The 16,203-nt window shown below is 36.0% G+C and carries 21 protein-coding genes; 6 read left to right on the top strand and 15 right to left on the bottom strand.

Going from position 1 to position 16,203, the window contains the following annotated elements; genetic code table 11:
- Positions 1–79 precede the first annotated feature (79 nt).
- The 4 genes from JN080_RS27145 to JN080_RS27130 form a co-directional block, all read right to left on the bottom strand.
- Positions 80–1,357, bottom strand: coding sequence for a S1C family serine protease (locus JN080_RS27145; RefSeq protein WP_483861553.1), 1,278 nt, complete (start codon positions 1,355–1,357; stop codon positions 80–82).
- A gap of 256 nt (positions 1,358–1,613) precedes the next feature.
- Positions 1,614–3,053: a sensor histidine kinase gene (locus JN080_RS27140; protein ID WP_256239075.1), complete on the bottom strand. Its 1,440-nt coding sequence runs from the start codon at positions 3,051–3,053 to the stop codon at positions 1,614–1,616.
- A complete protein-coding gene (locus JN080_RS27135) occupies positions 3,043–3,750 on the bottom strand; it encodes a response regulator transcription factor (protein WP_256239074.1) in 708 nt (235 codons plus the stop codon). Before JN080_RS27135 ends, JN080_RS27140 begins: the two co-directional genes overlap by 11 nt.
- A gap of 295 nt (positions 3,751–4,045) precedes the next feature.
- The gene (locus tag JN080_RS27130) at positions 4,046–4,240 is read right to left on the bottom strand and encodes a hypothetical protein (protein ID WP_256239073.1); all 195 of its coding nucleotides are present in this window, start codon (positions 4,238–4,240) and stop codon (positions 4,046–4,048) included.
- Between the two features lie 196 nt (positions 4,241–4,436).
- On the opposite strand from JN080_RS27130, the gene JN080_RS27125 reads away from it, so the two are divergent.
- Positions 4,437–5,318 (top strand): VanW family protein, encoded by an 882-nt coding sequence (locus tag JN080_RS27125; protein ID WP_256239072.1) that lies wholly within the window; start codon positions 4,437–4,439, stop codon positions 5,316–5,318.
- Positions 5,319–5,383: 65 nt separating this feature from the next.
- Here JN080_RS27125 and JN080_RS27120 read toward each other — a convergent pair whose 3' ends face one another.
- The 3 genes from JN080_RS27120 to JN080_RS27110 all read right to left on the bottom strand — a co-directional run bounded on the left by JN080_RS27120 (position 5,384) and on the right by JN080_RS27110 (position 7,154).
- On the bottom strand, positions 5,384–5,743 hold the full coding sequence (locus JN080_RS27120) for a hypothetical protein (protein WP_256239071.1): 360 nt from the start codon (positions 5,741–5,743) through the stop codon (positions 5,384–5,386).
- 139 nt (positions 5,744–5,882) lie between these two features.
- Positions 5,883–6,374, bottom strand: a complete 492-nt coding sequence (pssA, locus tag JN080_RS27115; protein ID WP_256239070.1) for a CDP-diacylglycerol--serine O-phosphatidyltransferase — start codon at positions 6,372–6,374, stop codon at positions 5,883–5,885.
- A 126-nt stretch (positions 6,375–6,500) separates the two neighbouring features.
- Positions 6,501–7,154 carry a GDSL-type esterase/lipase family protein gene (locus tag JN080_RS27110; protein WP_256239069.1) on the bottom strand — a complete coding sequence of 218 codons (654 nt, stop codon included), beginning with the start codon at positions 7,152–7,154 and terminating at the stop codon, positions 6,501–6,503.
- 180 nt (positions 7,155–7,334) lie between these two features.
- Between JN080_RS27110 and JN080_RS27105 the strand changes: the two genes are divergently transcribed.
- Positions 7,335–8,048 carry a class I SAM-dependent methyltransferase gene (locus tag JN080_RS27105; RefSeq protein WP_256239068.1) on the top strand — a complete coding sequence of 238 codons (714 nt, stop codon included), beginning with the start codon at positions 7,335–7,337 and terminating at the stop codon, positions 8,046–8,048.
- Positions 8,049–8,204: 156 nt separating this feature from the next.
- Positions 8,205–8,459 carry a sigma-G-dependent sporulation-specific acid-soluble spore protein CsgA gene (locus tag JN080_RS27100; protein WP_256239067.1) on the top strand — a complete coding sequence of 85 codons (255 nt, stop codon included), beginning with the start codon at positions 8,205–8,207 and terminating at the stop codon, positions 8,457–8,459.
- Positions 8,460–8,873: 414 nt separating this feature from the next.
- Here the strand turns inward: JN080_RS27100 and JN080_RS27095 are convergent, their stop codons facing one another.
- The 8 genes from JN080_RS27095 to JN080_RS27060 all read right to left on the bottom strand — a co-directional run bounded on the left by JN080_RS27095 (position 8,874) and on the right by JN080_RS27060 (position 14,474).
- Positions 8,874–9,095 (bottom strand): hypothetical protein, encoded by a 222-nt coding sequence (locus JN080_RS27095; RefSeq protein WP_256239066.1) that lies wholly within the window; start codon positions 9,093–9,095, stop codon positions 8,874–8,876.
- Positions 9,064–9,267, bottom strand: a complete 204-nt coding sequence (locus tag JN080_RS27090) for a hypothetical protein (protein WP_256239065.1) — start codon at positions 9,265–9,267, stop codon at positions 9,064–9,066. The genes JN080_RS27095 and JN080_RS27090 overlap by 32 nt, the downstream gene beginning before the upstream one ends.
- 51 nt (positions 9,268–9,318) lie before the next feature.
- On the bottom strand, positions 9,319–10,113 hold the full coding sequence (locus tag JN080_RS27085; RefSeq protein WP_256239064.1) for a UTP--glucose-1-phosphate uridylyltransferase: 795 nt from the start codon (positions 10,111–10,113) through the stop codon (positions 9,319–9,321).
- A 794-nt stretch (positions 10,114–10,907) separates the two neighbouring features.
- Positions 10,908–11,825: a YitT family protein gene (locus JN080_RS27080; protein ID WP_256239063.1), complete on the bottom strand. Its 918-nt coding sequence runs from the start codon at positions 11,823–11,825 to the stop codon at positions 10,908–10,910.
- 111 nt (positions 11,826–11,936) lie between these two features.
- Positions 11,937–12,101 carry a hypothetical protein gene (locus JN080_RS27075; RefSeq protein ID WP_256239062.1) on the bottom strand — a complete coding sequence of 55 codons (165 nt, stop codon included), beginning with the start codon at positions 12,099–12,101 and terminating at the stop codon, positions 11,937–11,939.
- Positions 12,102–13,283: 1,182 nt separating this feature from the next.
- Positions 13,284–13,460 carry a secretion protein HlyD gene (locus JN080_RS27070; protein ID WP_256239061.1) on the bottom strand — a complete coding sequence of 59 codons (177 nt, stop codon included), beginning with the start codon at positions 13,458–13,460 and terminating at the stop codon, positions 13,284–13,286.
- 5 nt (positions 13,461–13,465) lie between these two features.
- Complete coding sequence (locus tag JN080_RS27065; protein WP_256239060.1) at positions 13,466–13,906, bottom strand: MarR family winged helix-turn-helix transcriptional regulator; 441 nt, start codon at positions 13,904–13,906, stop codon at positions 13,466–13,468.
- A 229-nt stretch (positions 13,907–14,135) separates the two neighbouring features.
- Positions 14,136–14,474: a YmaF family protein gene (locus JN080_RS27060; protein ID WP_256239059.1), complete on the bottom strand. Its 339-nt coding sequence runs from the start codon at positions 14,472–14,474 to the stop codon at positions 14,136–14,138.
- A gap of 175 nt (positions 14,475–14,649) precedes the next feature.
- Here JN080_RS27060 and JN080_RS27055 point away from each other — a divergent pair, with 175 nt between their 5' ends.
- From JN080_RS27055 to JN080_RS27045, 3 genes are all read left to right on the top strand, one after another.
- Positions 14,650–14,853 carry a DUF1657 domain-containing protein gene (locus tag JN080_RS27055; protein WP_256239058.1) on the top strand — a complete coding sequence of 68 codons (204 nt, stop codon included), beginning with the start codon at positions 14,650–14,652 and terminating at the stop codon, positions 14,851–14,853.
- Positions 14,854–14,942: 89 nt separating this feature from the next.
- Positions 14,943–15,149, top strand: a complete 207-nt coding sequence (locus tag JN080_RS27050; RefSeq protein WP_256239057.1) for a DUF1657 domain-containing protein — start codon at positions 14,943–14,945, stop codon at positions 15,147–15,149.
- A gap of 18 nt (positions 15,150–15,167) precedes the next feature.
- Complete coding sequence (locus tag JN080_RS27045) at positions 15,168–16,028, top strand: DUF421 domain-containing protein (protein ID WP_256239056.1); 861 nt, start codon at positions 15,168–15,170, stop codon at positions 16,026–16,028.
- Positions 16,029–16,203 lie beyond the last annotated feature (175 nt).

The following is a 16,203-nucleotide window of genomic DNA, read 5'->3' as shown; positions in this document are numbered from 1 at the left end:
ATTTTAAAAGTTTCATTTTTTATAGCAAAAAAACGCCCCGTGATGTCGATATCATGGGACGTTTCCATTTCTTCAGGCTTTAATTTGCTGCCCTAGCTGAAAGTTTTACTTCGATATTTATAAGTTTTCCATTTCGATATAAACCGAATTTTACAGTGTCACCAATTTTAACTTTTGTATATAAGTATTTTCTTAATTCTGTTGAGCTAGTAATCTCAGTCCCATTCATGGAAACAATAACATCTTTTTGTTTAAACCCGCTATCTGCAGCAACAGATTGTGGATCGATGTTGGTTATCATCACGCCTTTTTGAACGTTATTTGGAAGACCCTCCCAATACATTTGCGGAACTTCACTTAAATCAGCCAAGCCAACACCCAAATATGGTCGCTCCACTTTTCCATTATTAATTAATTGGTTAACGATTGGAATTAAATCATTACTTGGAATTGCAAATCCTAATCCTTCTACACCGCTTTCGGATATTTTTAAGCTATTGATGCCGACAACCTGCCCTTGTGGATTGATTAATGCTCCTCCACTGTTTCCAGGATTGATCGCTGCATCAGTCTGAATAACATTGGTTTCCCAATCCCCTGCAGATGTAGAAACAGCTATTGAACGATTTGTTGCACTAACAATCCCCTGTGTAACAGTTCTGGATAAATCAAGCCCTAACGGATTGCCAATTGCATATACCTGGTCACCTGGGCGTAGTGATGAGGAATCCCCAAATTCGGCTGTATTGGTAACATATTTACCATCGATCTTTAGAACAGCAAGATCGGTTAACGCATCTGTCCCAACCACGGAAGCTGTTATTTTTTGGCCATTGTATAAAGAGACCTCTAGTTTGGATGCACCTTCGACAACATGATTGTTGGTAACTATATAGGCACTCTCACCATTTTTTTGAAAAATAACGCCTGAACCTGAGCCAGTTTCCACCGGTTTGGAGCTGTTCCCTGAACCAGAACCGTCATTGTTTCCAAAACTCCCAAAACCGCCGGAGTTACCAAATCCTCCATTTTGTCCAAAGAGACTATTGGAATTGCTATTTTGCTGCTGATAATTAACAATGCCAACGATCGTTTTTGAGATTTTCTCTACCGTATCCGCTATCGAGTCTGATGCACTTGCTGCAGTTGACTGTGTTGAAACAGTTTTAACAGCAGGAGCTTGGTTGGTAACCTGCTGGGTAACCGCTCCATTCGTTCCACTAGAAATACTCTCAAAATAATTCGTATGAGGCAGAACGGCTAGGGTTAAAGCTGAACCGACCACTCCCGCAGTTACCGTTGAGAGAATCCATCTGAGATTCCCTTTTCGACTGCTTCGCTTGTCAGCATTATTCATTTTTTCAAACCGGGAATCATCAGAATCATCATTCCGATTGTAAGCACTGTTACCATTTGTATATGCCTTCTCCTTGGCATTTCCATCTGGTGTGTCTGATGAATTTTCGTACCTTGGATCATCATTAAAATCCATCACGTTCACTTCTCCTTTTATTATCATATTTTACTATTTACTTAACTCTACTATACCTATTAAATATGAAGAAATTATTAACAAACTATAAATGGACTAGGAAAAATGGATGAATAAAAAGCTACTTATGATCAGCAGCTCCACTTTCTTTACTTGTTTGTTTAAAACAAATCACAAATTTGGTGCCTTTTCCTTTTTCGCTAGATACGTTTATGTCCCCATTATGAAGCAGGACCAATTGCTTTACAATCGAAAGCCCCAAACCAAATTCTCCATATGGATTACTTGTTCGTGAAATATCTGCTTTATAAAAACGGCGCCATATATTTTCGACTTCAGCGGGGTCGATTCCAATTCCCGTGTCTTCAATCTCAATAATCGTCTCAGCTTTAACTGACTTTCCCCGCAGCCAAATGGTTCCATTAGAAGTAAACTGAATACTATTTTTGGTAATATTTATTAAAATTTGAATGAGCCGATCATAATCAGCGTAAATAGTTACTTCTGGTTCAGCTTCAACCAGAATTTGAATGTTCTTCTCTTCTGCTTGAAAAGATAACTGCTCCTGAATAATTTCAAGTACTTCTTCAAGCTGGATTTCTTCTTTAAATAATTGAATTTGATTTGAACGGATCTTATCGTAATCAAGGTTTTCATTTACAAGACGAATCAGCCGCTTTGCTTCCTGGCTAACGAGGCTAATCCCTCTTTCCTTATCTTCTTCTGAAATCATATCATTTTTCAATCCCTCAATTACACCGCTTATCGTCGTCAAAGGAGTTCGCATTTCATGGGAAACATCTGCCATGAATTGTCGCCTTCTGTTTTCAAGACTTTCAATCTCTTCCATTGAATGATTTATTTTATCAACCATATGGTTAAAGTCATTAGCTAATTCTCCTATTTCATCAAATGTGGAGGAAGGCACTTTTACAGTGTAATCTCCTGCTGATACAAGCGAAGTAGCCTCCCGCAACCTTCGAATACGATTTACGTGGATTCTTGACAAAAACCAGCTAAGTAAAAATGAAACTGTAAGAGCGATTAAAATAGTAATTAATAAATATCGATTTATTTGACTAATCATTTTACTAGTACCACTGATGGGAGCTGTCAACAATATTCCACCAATAAACCTTCCATGGGTCACGTATGGCAATGCCACAAATGAAACTCCTTCTTGACCGAATCTTTTATAATCACTGTTAACCACAACCGTATGTCCCTCTGTTACTTTCTTCCATTCTGAATCTGATAGCTCAATGGCAGGTCCGCCTCGTCTTCCTACCGAATATAGGTTTGCGTCCTTATCAAAGATACTAAAACTAATCTTTCTCCCAGCTAACACCGAATTGTATTGATTTATGATTTGTTCATTTCCGACAGGACTAAATTGGAAGTCATTTAAAATGGCTTTTCCATAAGATATGAGTTCATCAGCCTTATTTTCATACACCAAATTTTCAACATAACGGGCAAATAAGATACTTAACACAAGAACAGCGACTAGAATAATACTAATATGACTTAAAAATTGTTGGTAGATGTACTTAAACTTCATCTGCTTTAATGGTTTCATCAAACTTATAACCTACCCCCCAAACTGTATGGAAGAATGGCTGTTGAGCCGTCTCAGCTTTTTTTCTTAGTCTTTTGATGTGAACATCAACTGTTCGCTCATCACCATAAAATTGATACCCCCATACTCGTTCAAGTAATTGTTCTCTGGAGAAAACTTGCTTTGGATGCTGAACAAAGTAATACAATAAATCAAATTCCTTTGGTGTCAAGTTCTCGATCAATTCCCCATCTAAAAAGACTTCCCTTGTATTTTTATTAATCTTAAAATGTTCCGTGTGGATAACTCCTTTTTCAAGTGCTTCATTTGACTGAATACTATGGTATCGGCGTGTTACCGCCTTTATTCGAGCCATAAGGGCAAGTGGGCTAAAGGGTTTGGTTACATAATCATCTGCGCCCATTTCAAGTCCTAAGACTTGATCAGATTCGCTGTCCTTCGCCGTTAACATGATAATCGGAACAGTGTCATGCTCTTCTCTAATTTTCCGGCACAAAGTAACGCCATCCATTCCCGGGAGCATCCAATCCACTATTAGCGCATCCCAATTCGCGCTTTTATAGCGGTTATACCCTTCAGTGCCATCATTTATAAATTCCCCTTCAATTCCTTCTTTTGCAAAAAACATCTCAATCATTGAGCACACGCTTTTATTATCTTCAATTACCAATATCTTCAAAGAGATTCAACTCCTAATACTTTATCCTAGTCTTTCTATTTAGTTTAAACTAATTTTGTTGCATATCAACAATCTACCTGTTTCTTCCCTATAAATTAATACTTTGTTCAAAGTTTGTTAATAATTTATCAATGGTGGTTAAGTAACTCAAAAGAGACTTGAGTGATTCAAGCCTCTTTTGAGTTAGCTAATTGTTGCAGCCGATTTTTTATCTTTGAGATCCCAAGCAAGCTAACATCATTTACCTGACCATGCGAGGAACAATCACATGTTTCCAAAATCCTATAAGGAATTATTAAAATCTTTTATTCATTTTCTTTTGTTTATTCATCACCTCATACGATTTCTCAATAATATCGGTGAGGACATCGCCTTTATAGATCCGTCCTAATTTTAGATTTTCTTGGTAATAATCGACAATTTCATCAAGTTTTTTTGATGTTTCGCTAGATACTCTTACATTTAATTGAATTCTGCGATCGTCAACCATGATAGACACTCCTAGCATATTGATATTAGCCTGCTAGCAAATTGATATTAATCTGATGGTAGTTGCTAGCTATTCTGACATGTTTATTTTATTCCTTTTTACAATGAATGTGAAGAGTTTTTCGGATCAGAACTCACATTATTTACATATATTTTTGTTCAAAACTCATATTAAATATGAGGAGGTTTACCTGTGTATGAATGTTTCTTGGTTACTAGGAATTTTATTACTTATTCAGCAAGTGAATATACCGGACCAATTAGTAATTACCAAGGGGGGTCAGCCCGTTGCATTCGTAAATCGCAACGACTTTTCAATGCCACTACCGGGAATACCTATTATTGATTCAGAAAAGTATAATAAATTTCTCGACCAACTAGATAAATCAGTCTCCAAAGAACCTAAAAATGCAAGTCTGGATACGGCCGGAAATATAGTTCCAGAGCAAGTTGGCTACAAATTGAACCGTCATGTTTTTACAAAACAGTTTTATTCCTATTATTTTAGTAAACGTCCAGCCAAAATAGAAATGCCTCGGATGCTGATTTACCCAAAAGTGGATAGTGAACTGCTTGGAAACATTCGTAGCAAACGGATTGGAAGGTATATCACTTCCTTTGATCTACAAAACAAAAAAAGAACAAATAATATCAAACTGGCGACAAATGCGATTAATAATTCTGTTGTTTTTCCAGGAGAAACATTTTCATTTAACAAGGTGGTCGGAAAACGGACTGCAGGAAATGGTTATTTGCGGGCTCCAGTAATTGTAAAAGGTGAGCTTTCTGAAGATATTGGTGGAGGTATTTGCCAGGTTTCATCAACGTTGTATAATGCGGTTGATAATGCGGGATTGCAAATTGTCCAACGTTTTTCCCATAGCAGAAAAGTTTCTTACATTCCACCGGGGCGTGATGCAACGGTAAGCTGGTATGGGCCTGATTTTGTCTTTAAAAATAGATACAATCAACCTATATTACTTCAAGCAAAAACAATTGGCAATAAATTAATTATTAAAGTATTTTCATCTGATGTGATTGAGTATAATCCACGAAAAATTCCAAGCCTACCTTACTAAGAACAAAAGCGGAAGCACCCGCTTTTATTAAAGGAAAAAGCCCGCAGTATACGGGCCTTTTCTCCTTATTTATTTTCTATTGCTTTAGACACTAGATCTTCCGAGAATTCCGTTAAGGCCTCGTCATTCATCGTCGAAATGTTACTACCGGCTGGAACATTTTTTGAAAGAAATTCTTCTGAGAACTCTGATAATGCTGCATTCTTCATCATCGGACCGTTGCCTCTAGCAGAAATATTTTTTGTGAAGTTCTGGAATGTAGAAGTAACGTTCTTTCGTTGACCTTTACCAAGCATCATCACAAGCGTACTTACTCCAAGGCTTATTAAAGATGCCAACATTACTCCTTTATTACTCCGTTTCTTTCTAAACATATTCAGGTATGGCTGCTTTTTAACTGAGTTAAGTAGAGACATCATCTTCATAAGCTGCACTCCTTATAGTTAGAGTGAGGAGAAATTCTCCTCTCCTATAATTTTCTCATCACGAATTAGAATATGTAAGGTAACATTTTATTTCTATATAGCGAAACCTGTTTACATAACAACCTTAATGTTACCCCTATTAAAATTTTTTTACTTTTATCGGCGTTACCATTAACCCCGAAAGGATTAGGGTAATAAATGGATTGCTATATAAAAAAAGTCCCATACCAGCCATAATTAATCCTGCAGCAGTAATCGGAATCCCTGTAAAGTAGCCAATTGTCGGTTTTATGCTAAACCGTGCGAGTCTTAGTGCTCCCATTGTTGGAAAGAGAATAAAGGCGACATTGGTATAAAAAGATGGTTCTGACAGGCTGTGGAATAACAGTGCCGGAGCAACGCCAAAGCTGACAATATCAGCAAGCGAATCAAGAACGACCCCTAGTTCGTTATTTACTTTTAACTTTCTGGCAATTCTACCGTCAAATAAATCGAGGAAAGCTGATAAAAAAATCAACAATGCAGAGATTTGTAATAATCCATTCATGATAAAAGTAATCGAGAACACTCCGCATAAAAGATTTCCAATGGTGAAGAAATTTGGTACCGTTTTTAAAACTTGACTAGGCAAAGGAAAGCCCCCCTCTTAGTTCTCCCTCAGAGTTTATTCTTATTTTTTCTTTAACTTCCTTAATTATGCCTTATAAGGGCACGTCCAAATAGAAAGTTAAAGAAGAATGCAGAAAACTGCATTCCTTTATTCCTCTTCCGATTCAAGAGCCAGTTCTCCATATCCCAATTGATGAAGACTTTCGGCAATTCTTTCATAACCAATATCATTTGGATGTATCCCATCACGTGCAATATATTCTTTTTCATGATCCTTAAATATCTTGTCAACTTCTGCGATAGAAACGACTGGATTTTTTAAAAAGCTCTTAATGTGAAGGTTAAATTTCCTTATCCATTTTACTGCTAGTGGATCGTTTGGAAACGGGTTATAGAGATTTACTAACCGAATGATATATGGTCGAATGCAATCATGTTTTAGGTCTGTGATCCCGTTCATGATCTTACCGAAGTTTTTCATACACTCATTTAATGCTAAGCTAAAATCCTGTTCGTTATGGTCTATCTGGAATTTTCTTGCAGCTTGAATTAAATCATTTCCACCAGCAGTAATCGTAATAATATCTGCGTCTTTGATCTGTTCTTTCACAAAGTCATTATCCAGCTCTAATAAAACATCAAGGGATTGAAAACCCGGGTGGGCAAAAGTTTGAACATAAACGTGTTCACCTAAATCCGTGGTAGCTAATCTTTGATATCTTTGGACAAAACCAGGTGAAAAAATACTTGCCCCTACGCCAACAGATAGTGAATCTCCTAACGCTACGTACAAATAACTCATTTAGCTCACACTCCTAAATAACTTCTACCATATAGATATTCGTTTTTCGGCAGTATGCTTACAAAAAAACACTTTAGCTTTCTTTCTCCTTCTTTTATTTTGCTCCAAATATAAAAAGTTCGAATGAACGAGGACCACCTTTATTTCATAAGATGCAAAAAAGGCGAATAGGTGGTATCTATGAGTAACTATACTTATTTTGATTTATTAGCCAACTTTGGTATTGGCGGAGCACATCCTGGGGGATTCCTTTTAACACAAGAACTATTGTCAGCAGAAAATATTCACAGCCAATCACAAATACTTGATGCAGGCTGCGGCACCGGGCAAACTTCGGCATACCTTTACAGCCATTTCGGCTCCAATATCTTGGGGTTAGATATTAATCCAATCATGCTGAAAAAAGCTAAGAATCGATTTCTGTCCCAAAGAATGCCCATTCAATTAATTCAGGGATCCGTGGAGGAAATTCCGCTTAAAGACGCTACTTTTGATTTTGTTCTTTCTGAATCAGTGCTTGCTTTTGTTCAGAAAGAAAAGGCGCTTGGAGAAATCAACAGAGTCCTTAAAAACGGGGGGCGGTTAATCGCAAATGAGATGACAATCGATTCTTATGTTAGCAAGCAGCAAGAAAGTGAAATCAAAGAATTCTATGGTATAGATACCTTAATGCAAGAGAAGGATTGGAAAATGCTATTGGAACAAGCTGGCTTTGAGGAAATAGTGATAAAGCAGGGGGAAAAATCACTGGCTAATGATAAACAAATGCCCGAATTCAACTTTTCCAGTAATTTTGAACCTGAACTATTTGATGTTTTAAATAAGCATGCCGAGATAATCATAAAGTACCAAGACTTTTTAAGTTACCGGATTATTACCTGCACAAAAAAATGATTCTTTTGCCTCCTCCTTCCCTCGCTCGAGTAGTTAGAAGATTTTTCTTTTAGAAATTTGAAGACCCTTATTCTTTGTATCCAACCTAAATGTATAATATTTAAATCTGCGTAGAAAATAATTTTGTTTAGATTGTATTTAGGGAGGATATATAAAATGGATAAAACGCTAGGGTATCTTCGTGAAACATTGTCAAACTATACAGGTGAGCATGACTCTCAAGGACGACATTTATATCGAAAGTTAACCGAAGGTCAATTCCATACTGAAGAAATGTTTGTACGACATTTAAGTAGTGAAGAGATAGAATTTCTTAATAAAATTCTTCCCGATGAGATCAACTATGCAAATGAGGAAAAAGACCATAAAAGGGCAAAGGAATTAAACGAAGTATATGAACTCTTATTGTAAAGATGGCAGTCGCCAGTCTGTCATCTTTCTAATGCATCCTCTAACACCTTTGAACTTTGAATTAAGTCTCGCTCCCTCAAACGAGATTTCCTAACCATGACATTTGCCATGGATAGTTGCTAATTTTAGTCGATATTTCTTCTACTCAGATGCGTTCGTTTTTAATATTTCCTAGGCAAGCGCATAGAGCGACAAAACCTGATTATTTTATGGTTCTTTTTCCCCACTATACGACAGAAACTGATTCGAACTGATCATTTTTAAAAGCAAGCAAGCTACATTTAGTCTTTCTATTTGGTGGCATTAACGATGGGAAATTCATCATTTCCCAATTTTTTTATCCTTCAAAAATCTCAAAATCCATTCGCAAGCTCTTTTTCTCAGCATAATCTTTCCACCTAATAGATGGTTCCTTTATTGAGTCCACCCATGCTTTAATTTACGGCTAGAAGTACAGATTGGAACACCTAAACCATCACAAAGTGTTGCGTCATTACCTCCATTGTATAAATCAAATGCACTTTTAGGGCAATAGTATCGAACATTATTAATTAGTTGATTGACCAACTCTCTGTCTTCATGAACAAGGATAGCAAAACAAATATCAATCGGCCAATTTGGTTGTATATGATACAATCTTTTCACACCAGGCCTTCGATTTATTAATTTCCTCACTGTCCATTATTCCTACACATAATTCAGTTTCGGGCATTACACGCGCATTATACTTTTTAACCCATTCAAATGCCTTCTTTCTTGGTCCATGGTCAGTTTGGAATGGAATAATAATTGACACATTTTCTAACACACGCATTTCCCCCTTTTCATATGAAGATTAATGAAGTGATCGTGATTTGTTTTAGCTCAGTATTCTCATTAATTCTACATATTCCTCTAATTTCCCAATATCGTAACGGTCTCCAGATATGATTTTCCCATAGACTGTTTGTGTTGCCAGCAATCCATTAATGGCATCTGTCAGCTGTATTTCCCCGTCGACACCTTTCTCAATAACCTCTAAAAAACGAAAAATCTCTGGTGTAAAAATATATCTTCCAATAACAGCCAGATCTGAAGGAGGATCTGTTTGAGGCTTTTCGACGATATTTTCTATTTCTATGAATTTGCAATTATCAGACCCCTTTATGACCCCATAATCTTTTAAGTGATCTTGTTTTACCTGCTTTAATCCTATGACACTACTATTAGTTTCCTTATACACATTCATTAGTTGTTTAAGAGCAGATGTTTGTTTGGAAATGACGAAGTCGTCTGGTAATAATACTCCAAACGGCTCATTTCCAACAAATTCTTTCCCAAGACGAATAGCGTCCCCAAGTCCATTTGCAAAAGGTTGTGCTATAAAAAAAATATCTAATTTTGGAAGTTCTAAATGTTTAAGCAAATGCTCTTTGTTTTTGTTTTTTAAATAAACTTCAAGCTCTATTGAAGGATTAAAATAGTCAAAAATTGAGTCTTTTGATTTTGAAGTTACGATTAGTAATTGTTCAATACCAGAATTAACTGCCTCTTCAACTATATAATGTATTGCTGGTTTTAAACCTAAAGGAAACATTTCTTTTGGTATTGCTTTTGTTATAGGCAAACTTCGAGTACCGTACCCTCCGCAAGGGATAATTGCTTTACTCACCATACGCCCTTCCTCACTTTCTTTGTTTCTCTTATATACGACCTTGATATCTCTTAAACATTATAATCTGAACTTCATTTCAGTTGATTTTAATGAAATTACAATCTAAGTGATAATGGGATAAAAAAGGACTAGACTTATATATTTATATGAAGTTGGCATAAAATAGAAACGGCTTGTATCATTGATCCCACAATTATTTCCAACTGGAAAATTAACTATTTACGGAAAACAACAAAAAATTTTTTCTAGACTTCCTACTAGCGAAGGATCAAGGGGAAACGGGAAAGTTTTGTTTAGTAAAAAAAGAAAACACAATCACATATAGTTGACGAAAATGTCTTTTAATTAATATCCATTAAAAATTTCTTCTGCCTTTTAAATTGTTTTTGTTACAAAAGGACAGATTAATTCCAATTGAAAAATACCAAAAACCAACTTCAGATGAGGGAATAATTATTAAGGTAAAGTAGTAAAAAAATCATTGCTAAGTAGAATGGATGAATGGGCTGAATTCACAAGGAAACTAAAACTCTAATGTTCTGTAAACGGATGATTTACTTACTTTGCGGGGGATTTAATATAAAAAATACTTCCTTCGTGGTTGGAATTTCTTTAAGATGAAACCTAATCCTGAATGAATTAGGTTTCAGATTGTCGACAAATGGTATTCCGAATCACCTAATAAAATAGTTTATAAACAAATTATAAAAAAAAAGATTGATGTGATCATATTTAGCTTTTTAAGGGAGACTGCTCTATTTTTCCAAAAAAAAGAAGCGGGTTTTAACCGCTTCCTAATGTATATCTTGTTTCTTGAAACGACCGCCACGAACTTCAGCGATATCGGCAACAGCCAAAAATGCATGGTCATCGTAATCGGTAACGATTTCCTTTAATTTTGCTTCTTCTAGCCGGTTGATCACACAAAAAATAACTTTTTTATCGTCTCCTGAATAAGCACCTTCTCCATTCATGTAAGTTACTCCGCGGCCTAATCGATCCATAATAGCATCGCCGATTACTTTAGCATTATCACTAATAATCCACACAGATTTTGACTCATCTAAGCCTGTAATGGTAATGTCAATCGTTTTGAAAGCGACGTAATAGGCCAATAGCGAATACATCGCCCTATCCCAGGTAAACACAAACCCTGCACTTCCTAAAATAAATAAGTTAAAAAACATAATGATTTCTCCAACGGAAAACGGAAGTTTTTTATTAAAAAGAATGGCAAGAATCTCGGTTCCGTCTAAAGACCCCCCGTAGCGAATGACAATGCCTACCCCGATCCCAAGGATAATACCCCCAAAAACTGTTGCTAAAAGAATATCTTGTGTAAAAGCTGGTACAGGATGAAGTAATGTAGTGGTAATAGAAAGTACAATTATTCCATACAGTGTGGATAAAGCGAAGGTTTTTCCGATTTGTTTATAGCCGATAAAAAAGAACGGGATGTTTAGGATAAAGATAAAAATTCCTAATTTCAACCCTGTAATGTAGGAAAGCATAATGGATATACCGGTAATTCCTCCATCAATAACATTATTAGGAACAAGGAAGATTTCTAGACCAACTCCCATTAACGCTGCTCCAAGAGTGATTAACAAAGCTCTCTGAAGGAGTCTACCCTTTGAAAGTTTCCTGTGCTGCGCTTTTCTGATTAAGATCTGTTTTTCTTCGGCAATATTTACTTCCTCGGTACTCGACATTTACCTTCCCCTCTCAAACATGCTGTCTTTCTTCTATTATATAATAATACCTGCTCGAATTTGTAATGATATGTTTCAGATTAAAAAAAACTGCCTGTTTTATCAGGCAGTTTAATCCTTGCTGGGATCAACCTCATCGTATGATAAAGTTGTTACACTGGTAAATTCCCCTTTGTCCACGTCATTTTCAGAAGCGCTTTGTTCTAATTCATCCTGGTCATTCATTCCAGGTGCAAGTGTTGGCTCCTGATTTACAGGAACTTTTCTTTTATTCATAGCCCATCCTCCTTCCCCAATATATTCTCTCTTATGTTATCGTTTGTATTCATCCTTATTCTTTTTTTGATATTCTTTGATTACTTGAGATCCAATAAATCCATAACAAAAAAAGAAGCTCCTCAATGAGAAAGCTTCCAAACATTATTAACATCTTAGGGGACCCAACCATGACACCAACTATTTTTCCATTCTCTACTTCAAATTTTTAACAATTTATTACAAGTAGCTATGGAACAGTAGCCAATGTGTGTTTGTTCCGTTGAAGGAATTAATTCACATGTATGGCAATGGAATTCAAATCCCTTAATGAAACAATTTTAATCGGAATATTTTCAACTCAAACCCATTATTCCATTAATTGGTCCAGCTTCTTGGCAATACTTGCTTTATTGGCAAAGGATTTTGGATTACATGTTGACGTAATACTCTTACATCAACCATTCATCCTAGAAACCAATAACTTTTCCTTATAAATGTCCTTTTGGAAATCTAACATTTTCAATCCCACTTACAAATAGTTTTTTATGTCTATCTGTTCCACTTCATTGATTATCTCTACTTTCTGTCCCATCAGATATCAAAATTCCTTCTTTACGAAATTCCCAAATGACTTGAACAAAAGTAGTTTTTAGAAAAGAATTCATTACTACAAAATAGTTACTTTTTGTAGAATGTTGATTCTTTCTAGATAAAAACAATGACTTAGATGTGAGAATAAGAATCAATGTGTTCTCCAATGTCCCTAATAAGGAATTTTCCTTTTCAGCATTTTCTATGATATTCCTGAAAATGTTTTTACAAAGGATAAAGTAAATTGATTTACACCCTGCCTTTTTAGGTAAATACCGCTCCACTTTTCAAATAATTAATTGGAATAATCTTACTTTCTCGTTCGCAAACGGAACGAACACGAATGGCTGAGTCTCTTAAGACGTTAACCTATCTTTTTTATTTATCTTTTACATTTATAGTATAACACGGGGAAATAGGGATTTATTGAAAGCTTGTGACAAAATAGTGAAATATTCAGAATTAATAATAAGTAAATAAAGGAGCCAAGACTTTCATCCGACTCCTTTACTCTATTGTTCCTTTGGTGTTGCTCTTTTTATAAAGAAAGCCAAGATCAAGGCAACAAATGCAATTCCAGTTGCAACGATAAAAGAATCATTAATACCATCAATGGATGCTTCCGTTTGCTGGTGCGGCAATCGTTACTTGTTGCCCCACAATTTGCGCATTGTCTGTCGACAAGTAGTTTACCGTTCGATTATAGTAGGAATACGCCGTAAAACCTCCTCCAACTAAGATGATTAAAATAATGACATTCAACAGTACTAAGCGTTTTGTATTCATTCACCCTATTCCTCCTCTATGGTCAACTTTGATAAAACAAGACGATGCAATCGCATCAAATGCTGTATTTCCTCTTCAGGCAATTCCATTACATACTTGATTTTTTTAATGATGAGTGAGTCTTCATTAATAATGCCTTCCAATAGTTCCTGTCCCTTGTCCGTCAAATGAATCAAAACCGACCGACGATTTTCCGGAGGGATTACTCTTTCGACTAGCTCATGCTGTACTAGGCGGTCAATGACACCACTTACAGTACTGTTAGTTAAACGCAATTTTTCAGACAATTCTCCTAAACCAATATTTGGACTGGAAGAAATCCGATATAGTGCTTTTAGCTGTACTACTGTAATTCCATGTTGATCTGCTTCTTTTTTTAAAAGTTTGTAGATTGCTTTATTTATTTCTGAAAAAGAATCCAATAATTGATTATTAAATTCTACCATTAGTTCCTCCCTTTTCTTAGTAGTCTAAGATTTCTTAGTAGAATATTTCGTATACGAATAATTTTGCTCAATATTATAAAGCGTTCCACATTAGTATGTCAACCAGATAGCTTCTCAATTACGAACGTTTTCAAATCTTCTTTTTTATAATTTCCTGGATGATAAAAAAACCAGCAGGAATTTAATCCACTGCTGGTTTGATTTGCCAATCGGAACGTTTTCTTTATATTCATTTTACTCCAGGTGCAGGCTGATCTACACCTTTAACATGGTGACTATGTCCGTTGTCTACTGTTGTTTGAAAATCATAATTATGAACATGCATGCCGTTTCCAACTGGAATCGCGGGTCCTGAATATGCCTGATAATGGTGTGTATGCCCATCCTCAAACAGTACATAGCCCTCTGTATAATGAATATGACCACCATCCTGAGTCATAACGGGAGGGGAAGTAATATCCAAGCATTGATGTACATGATTTGAACTAATACCCGTATAATCCACAGACCCATGATTATGATGGGGAACAAACCCGTTTGCAAAATCATCCTTTCCAATCGTAGCCATTTTTTCTACCTCCCTACTTTCAACTATCTATGGTGAATATATATGCTCGTGTCCAGTAATATAGGAAAATAAAATTATGTTTTTAAAATTTAATAAAATTTTGTACATAAGAATAGGTTGCAACGGCATACTACTTTTGTAATTTCAAATATATTGATGAAAGAAGGATCTTAAAATGACCGTTGGCACTCAGGTAAAACAAGCACTTGCTGGACTCAAATCAGTACAAGCTAGTTTCGAGACATTTGCCTTACAAACTGAAAACAAAAATGCAAAGCAGCTTTATCAACAAGCAGCACAACAAACACAAACTGTCGTTGACAGTCTAGAGCCGCGCCTGCAAGAAATGATTGCTGAAGAGCCGCAATACAATGAATAAATAGGTAAAAATAGGTTGGCTTTTACGCCAACCCATTTTTCATTTTTGTCACTAATTAGGGGGAAAATAGAAGGAAAGGAAATAGACAGATGACAATCGCTTCAAACGTCAAACAAACCTTTGCAACTGTTAAAAATATTGAATCACAACTATCATCACTTGCCCTAAATTCTTTGGATGTTGAGGCGCAAAAAGTATTCCATGAGGCGATGCTGACGATAGGGGAAATAAAAGGAGATTTACAATCCCGTATTTACGAGCTTGAACGAGCTGAACCCCAGTACAAAGGGTCATAATCTTTGAGGTGAGAAAATATGCCAGGATGGATTGATATTGCTTTTCGTTCGATTCTCTTCTTGTTAATATTGTTAATAACCACAAAAATGCTGGGAAAAAAGCAAATTTCCGAGCTCTCTTTCTTTGAATATGTTTCTGGAATTACAATTGGTAGTATTGCTGGAGAAGTCATTACTGGTCTTGAAAGCAATATATTTTACGGAATATTGGCTATTTTAATTTTTGGGTTAGTTACCTTGTTAGTTGATTTTCTTTCATTAAAAAGTAAAACTTTCAGGGATGTGGTTGAAGGTCGAGGAACAGTTATTATAAAAGACGGCAAGATTTTAGAGGATAACCTTAAAAAAGAGAAATATACAATTGATGAGTTATCGGCCTTGCTGCGGCAGAAAAACATCTTTCGTGTCGCTGATGTCGAATTTGCCGTATTGGAACCACGAGGTAATTTAAGTACTTTATTAAAAAAGGAAAATCGTCCACTAACACCAAAGGATTTACAAATAAAAACAGCTACTGAAAAAGAACCGCAAACGATCATCATGGATGGGAGTATATTGGATGAAGCTTTGCGATCTGCTGGAAAAAGCCGTGGATGGCTGCAATTAGAGCTTGAAAAGCTCGAAGTGACACTTGACAATGTGTTTTTGGGACAGGTAGATTCATATGGTGAGCTGACTGTAGATATATATGATGATAAGCTAAAAGTTCCCTCTGCACAGCAACGTCCGCTTTTGATGGCTACCCTAAAAAAGACGCAGGCAGACTTAGAAATATTCTCTCTTCAAACCGATTGTGAAAAATCAAAAGCTATGTACAAGAAAAATGCTGCTCTTCTGCAAGAAGTTATCGATAAACTAAGGCCCTATTTAAATGGGTAAATGTAATGGTAACAAAAGATCCTTATCGTGAATGACCCCTCCTTAACACCCTTTCGGGTTGTTTTGAAGAAGGGGCTTCCTGATTCATCAACCGTGGCATAGTGGGGGTTTCCCCATATGTCTTACACAATCTCCACAGGCGTAGATTATACTGTTCGGACACAACCTTGCCCTA

The sequence above is a fragment of the Bacillus sp. EB600 genome (assembly GCF_024494385.1).
Lineage (GTDB): Bacteria > Bacillota > Bacilli > Bacillales > Cytobacillaceae > JAEVLT01.
The sequence above is the reverse complement of the archived record's forward strand: the minus strand, read 5'-3'. Positions and strand labels throughout refer to the sequence as shown.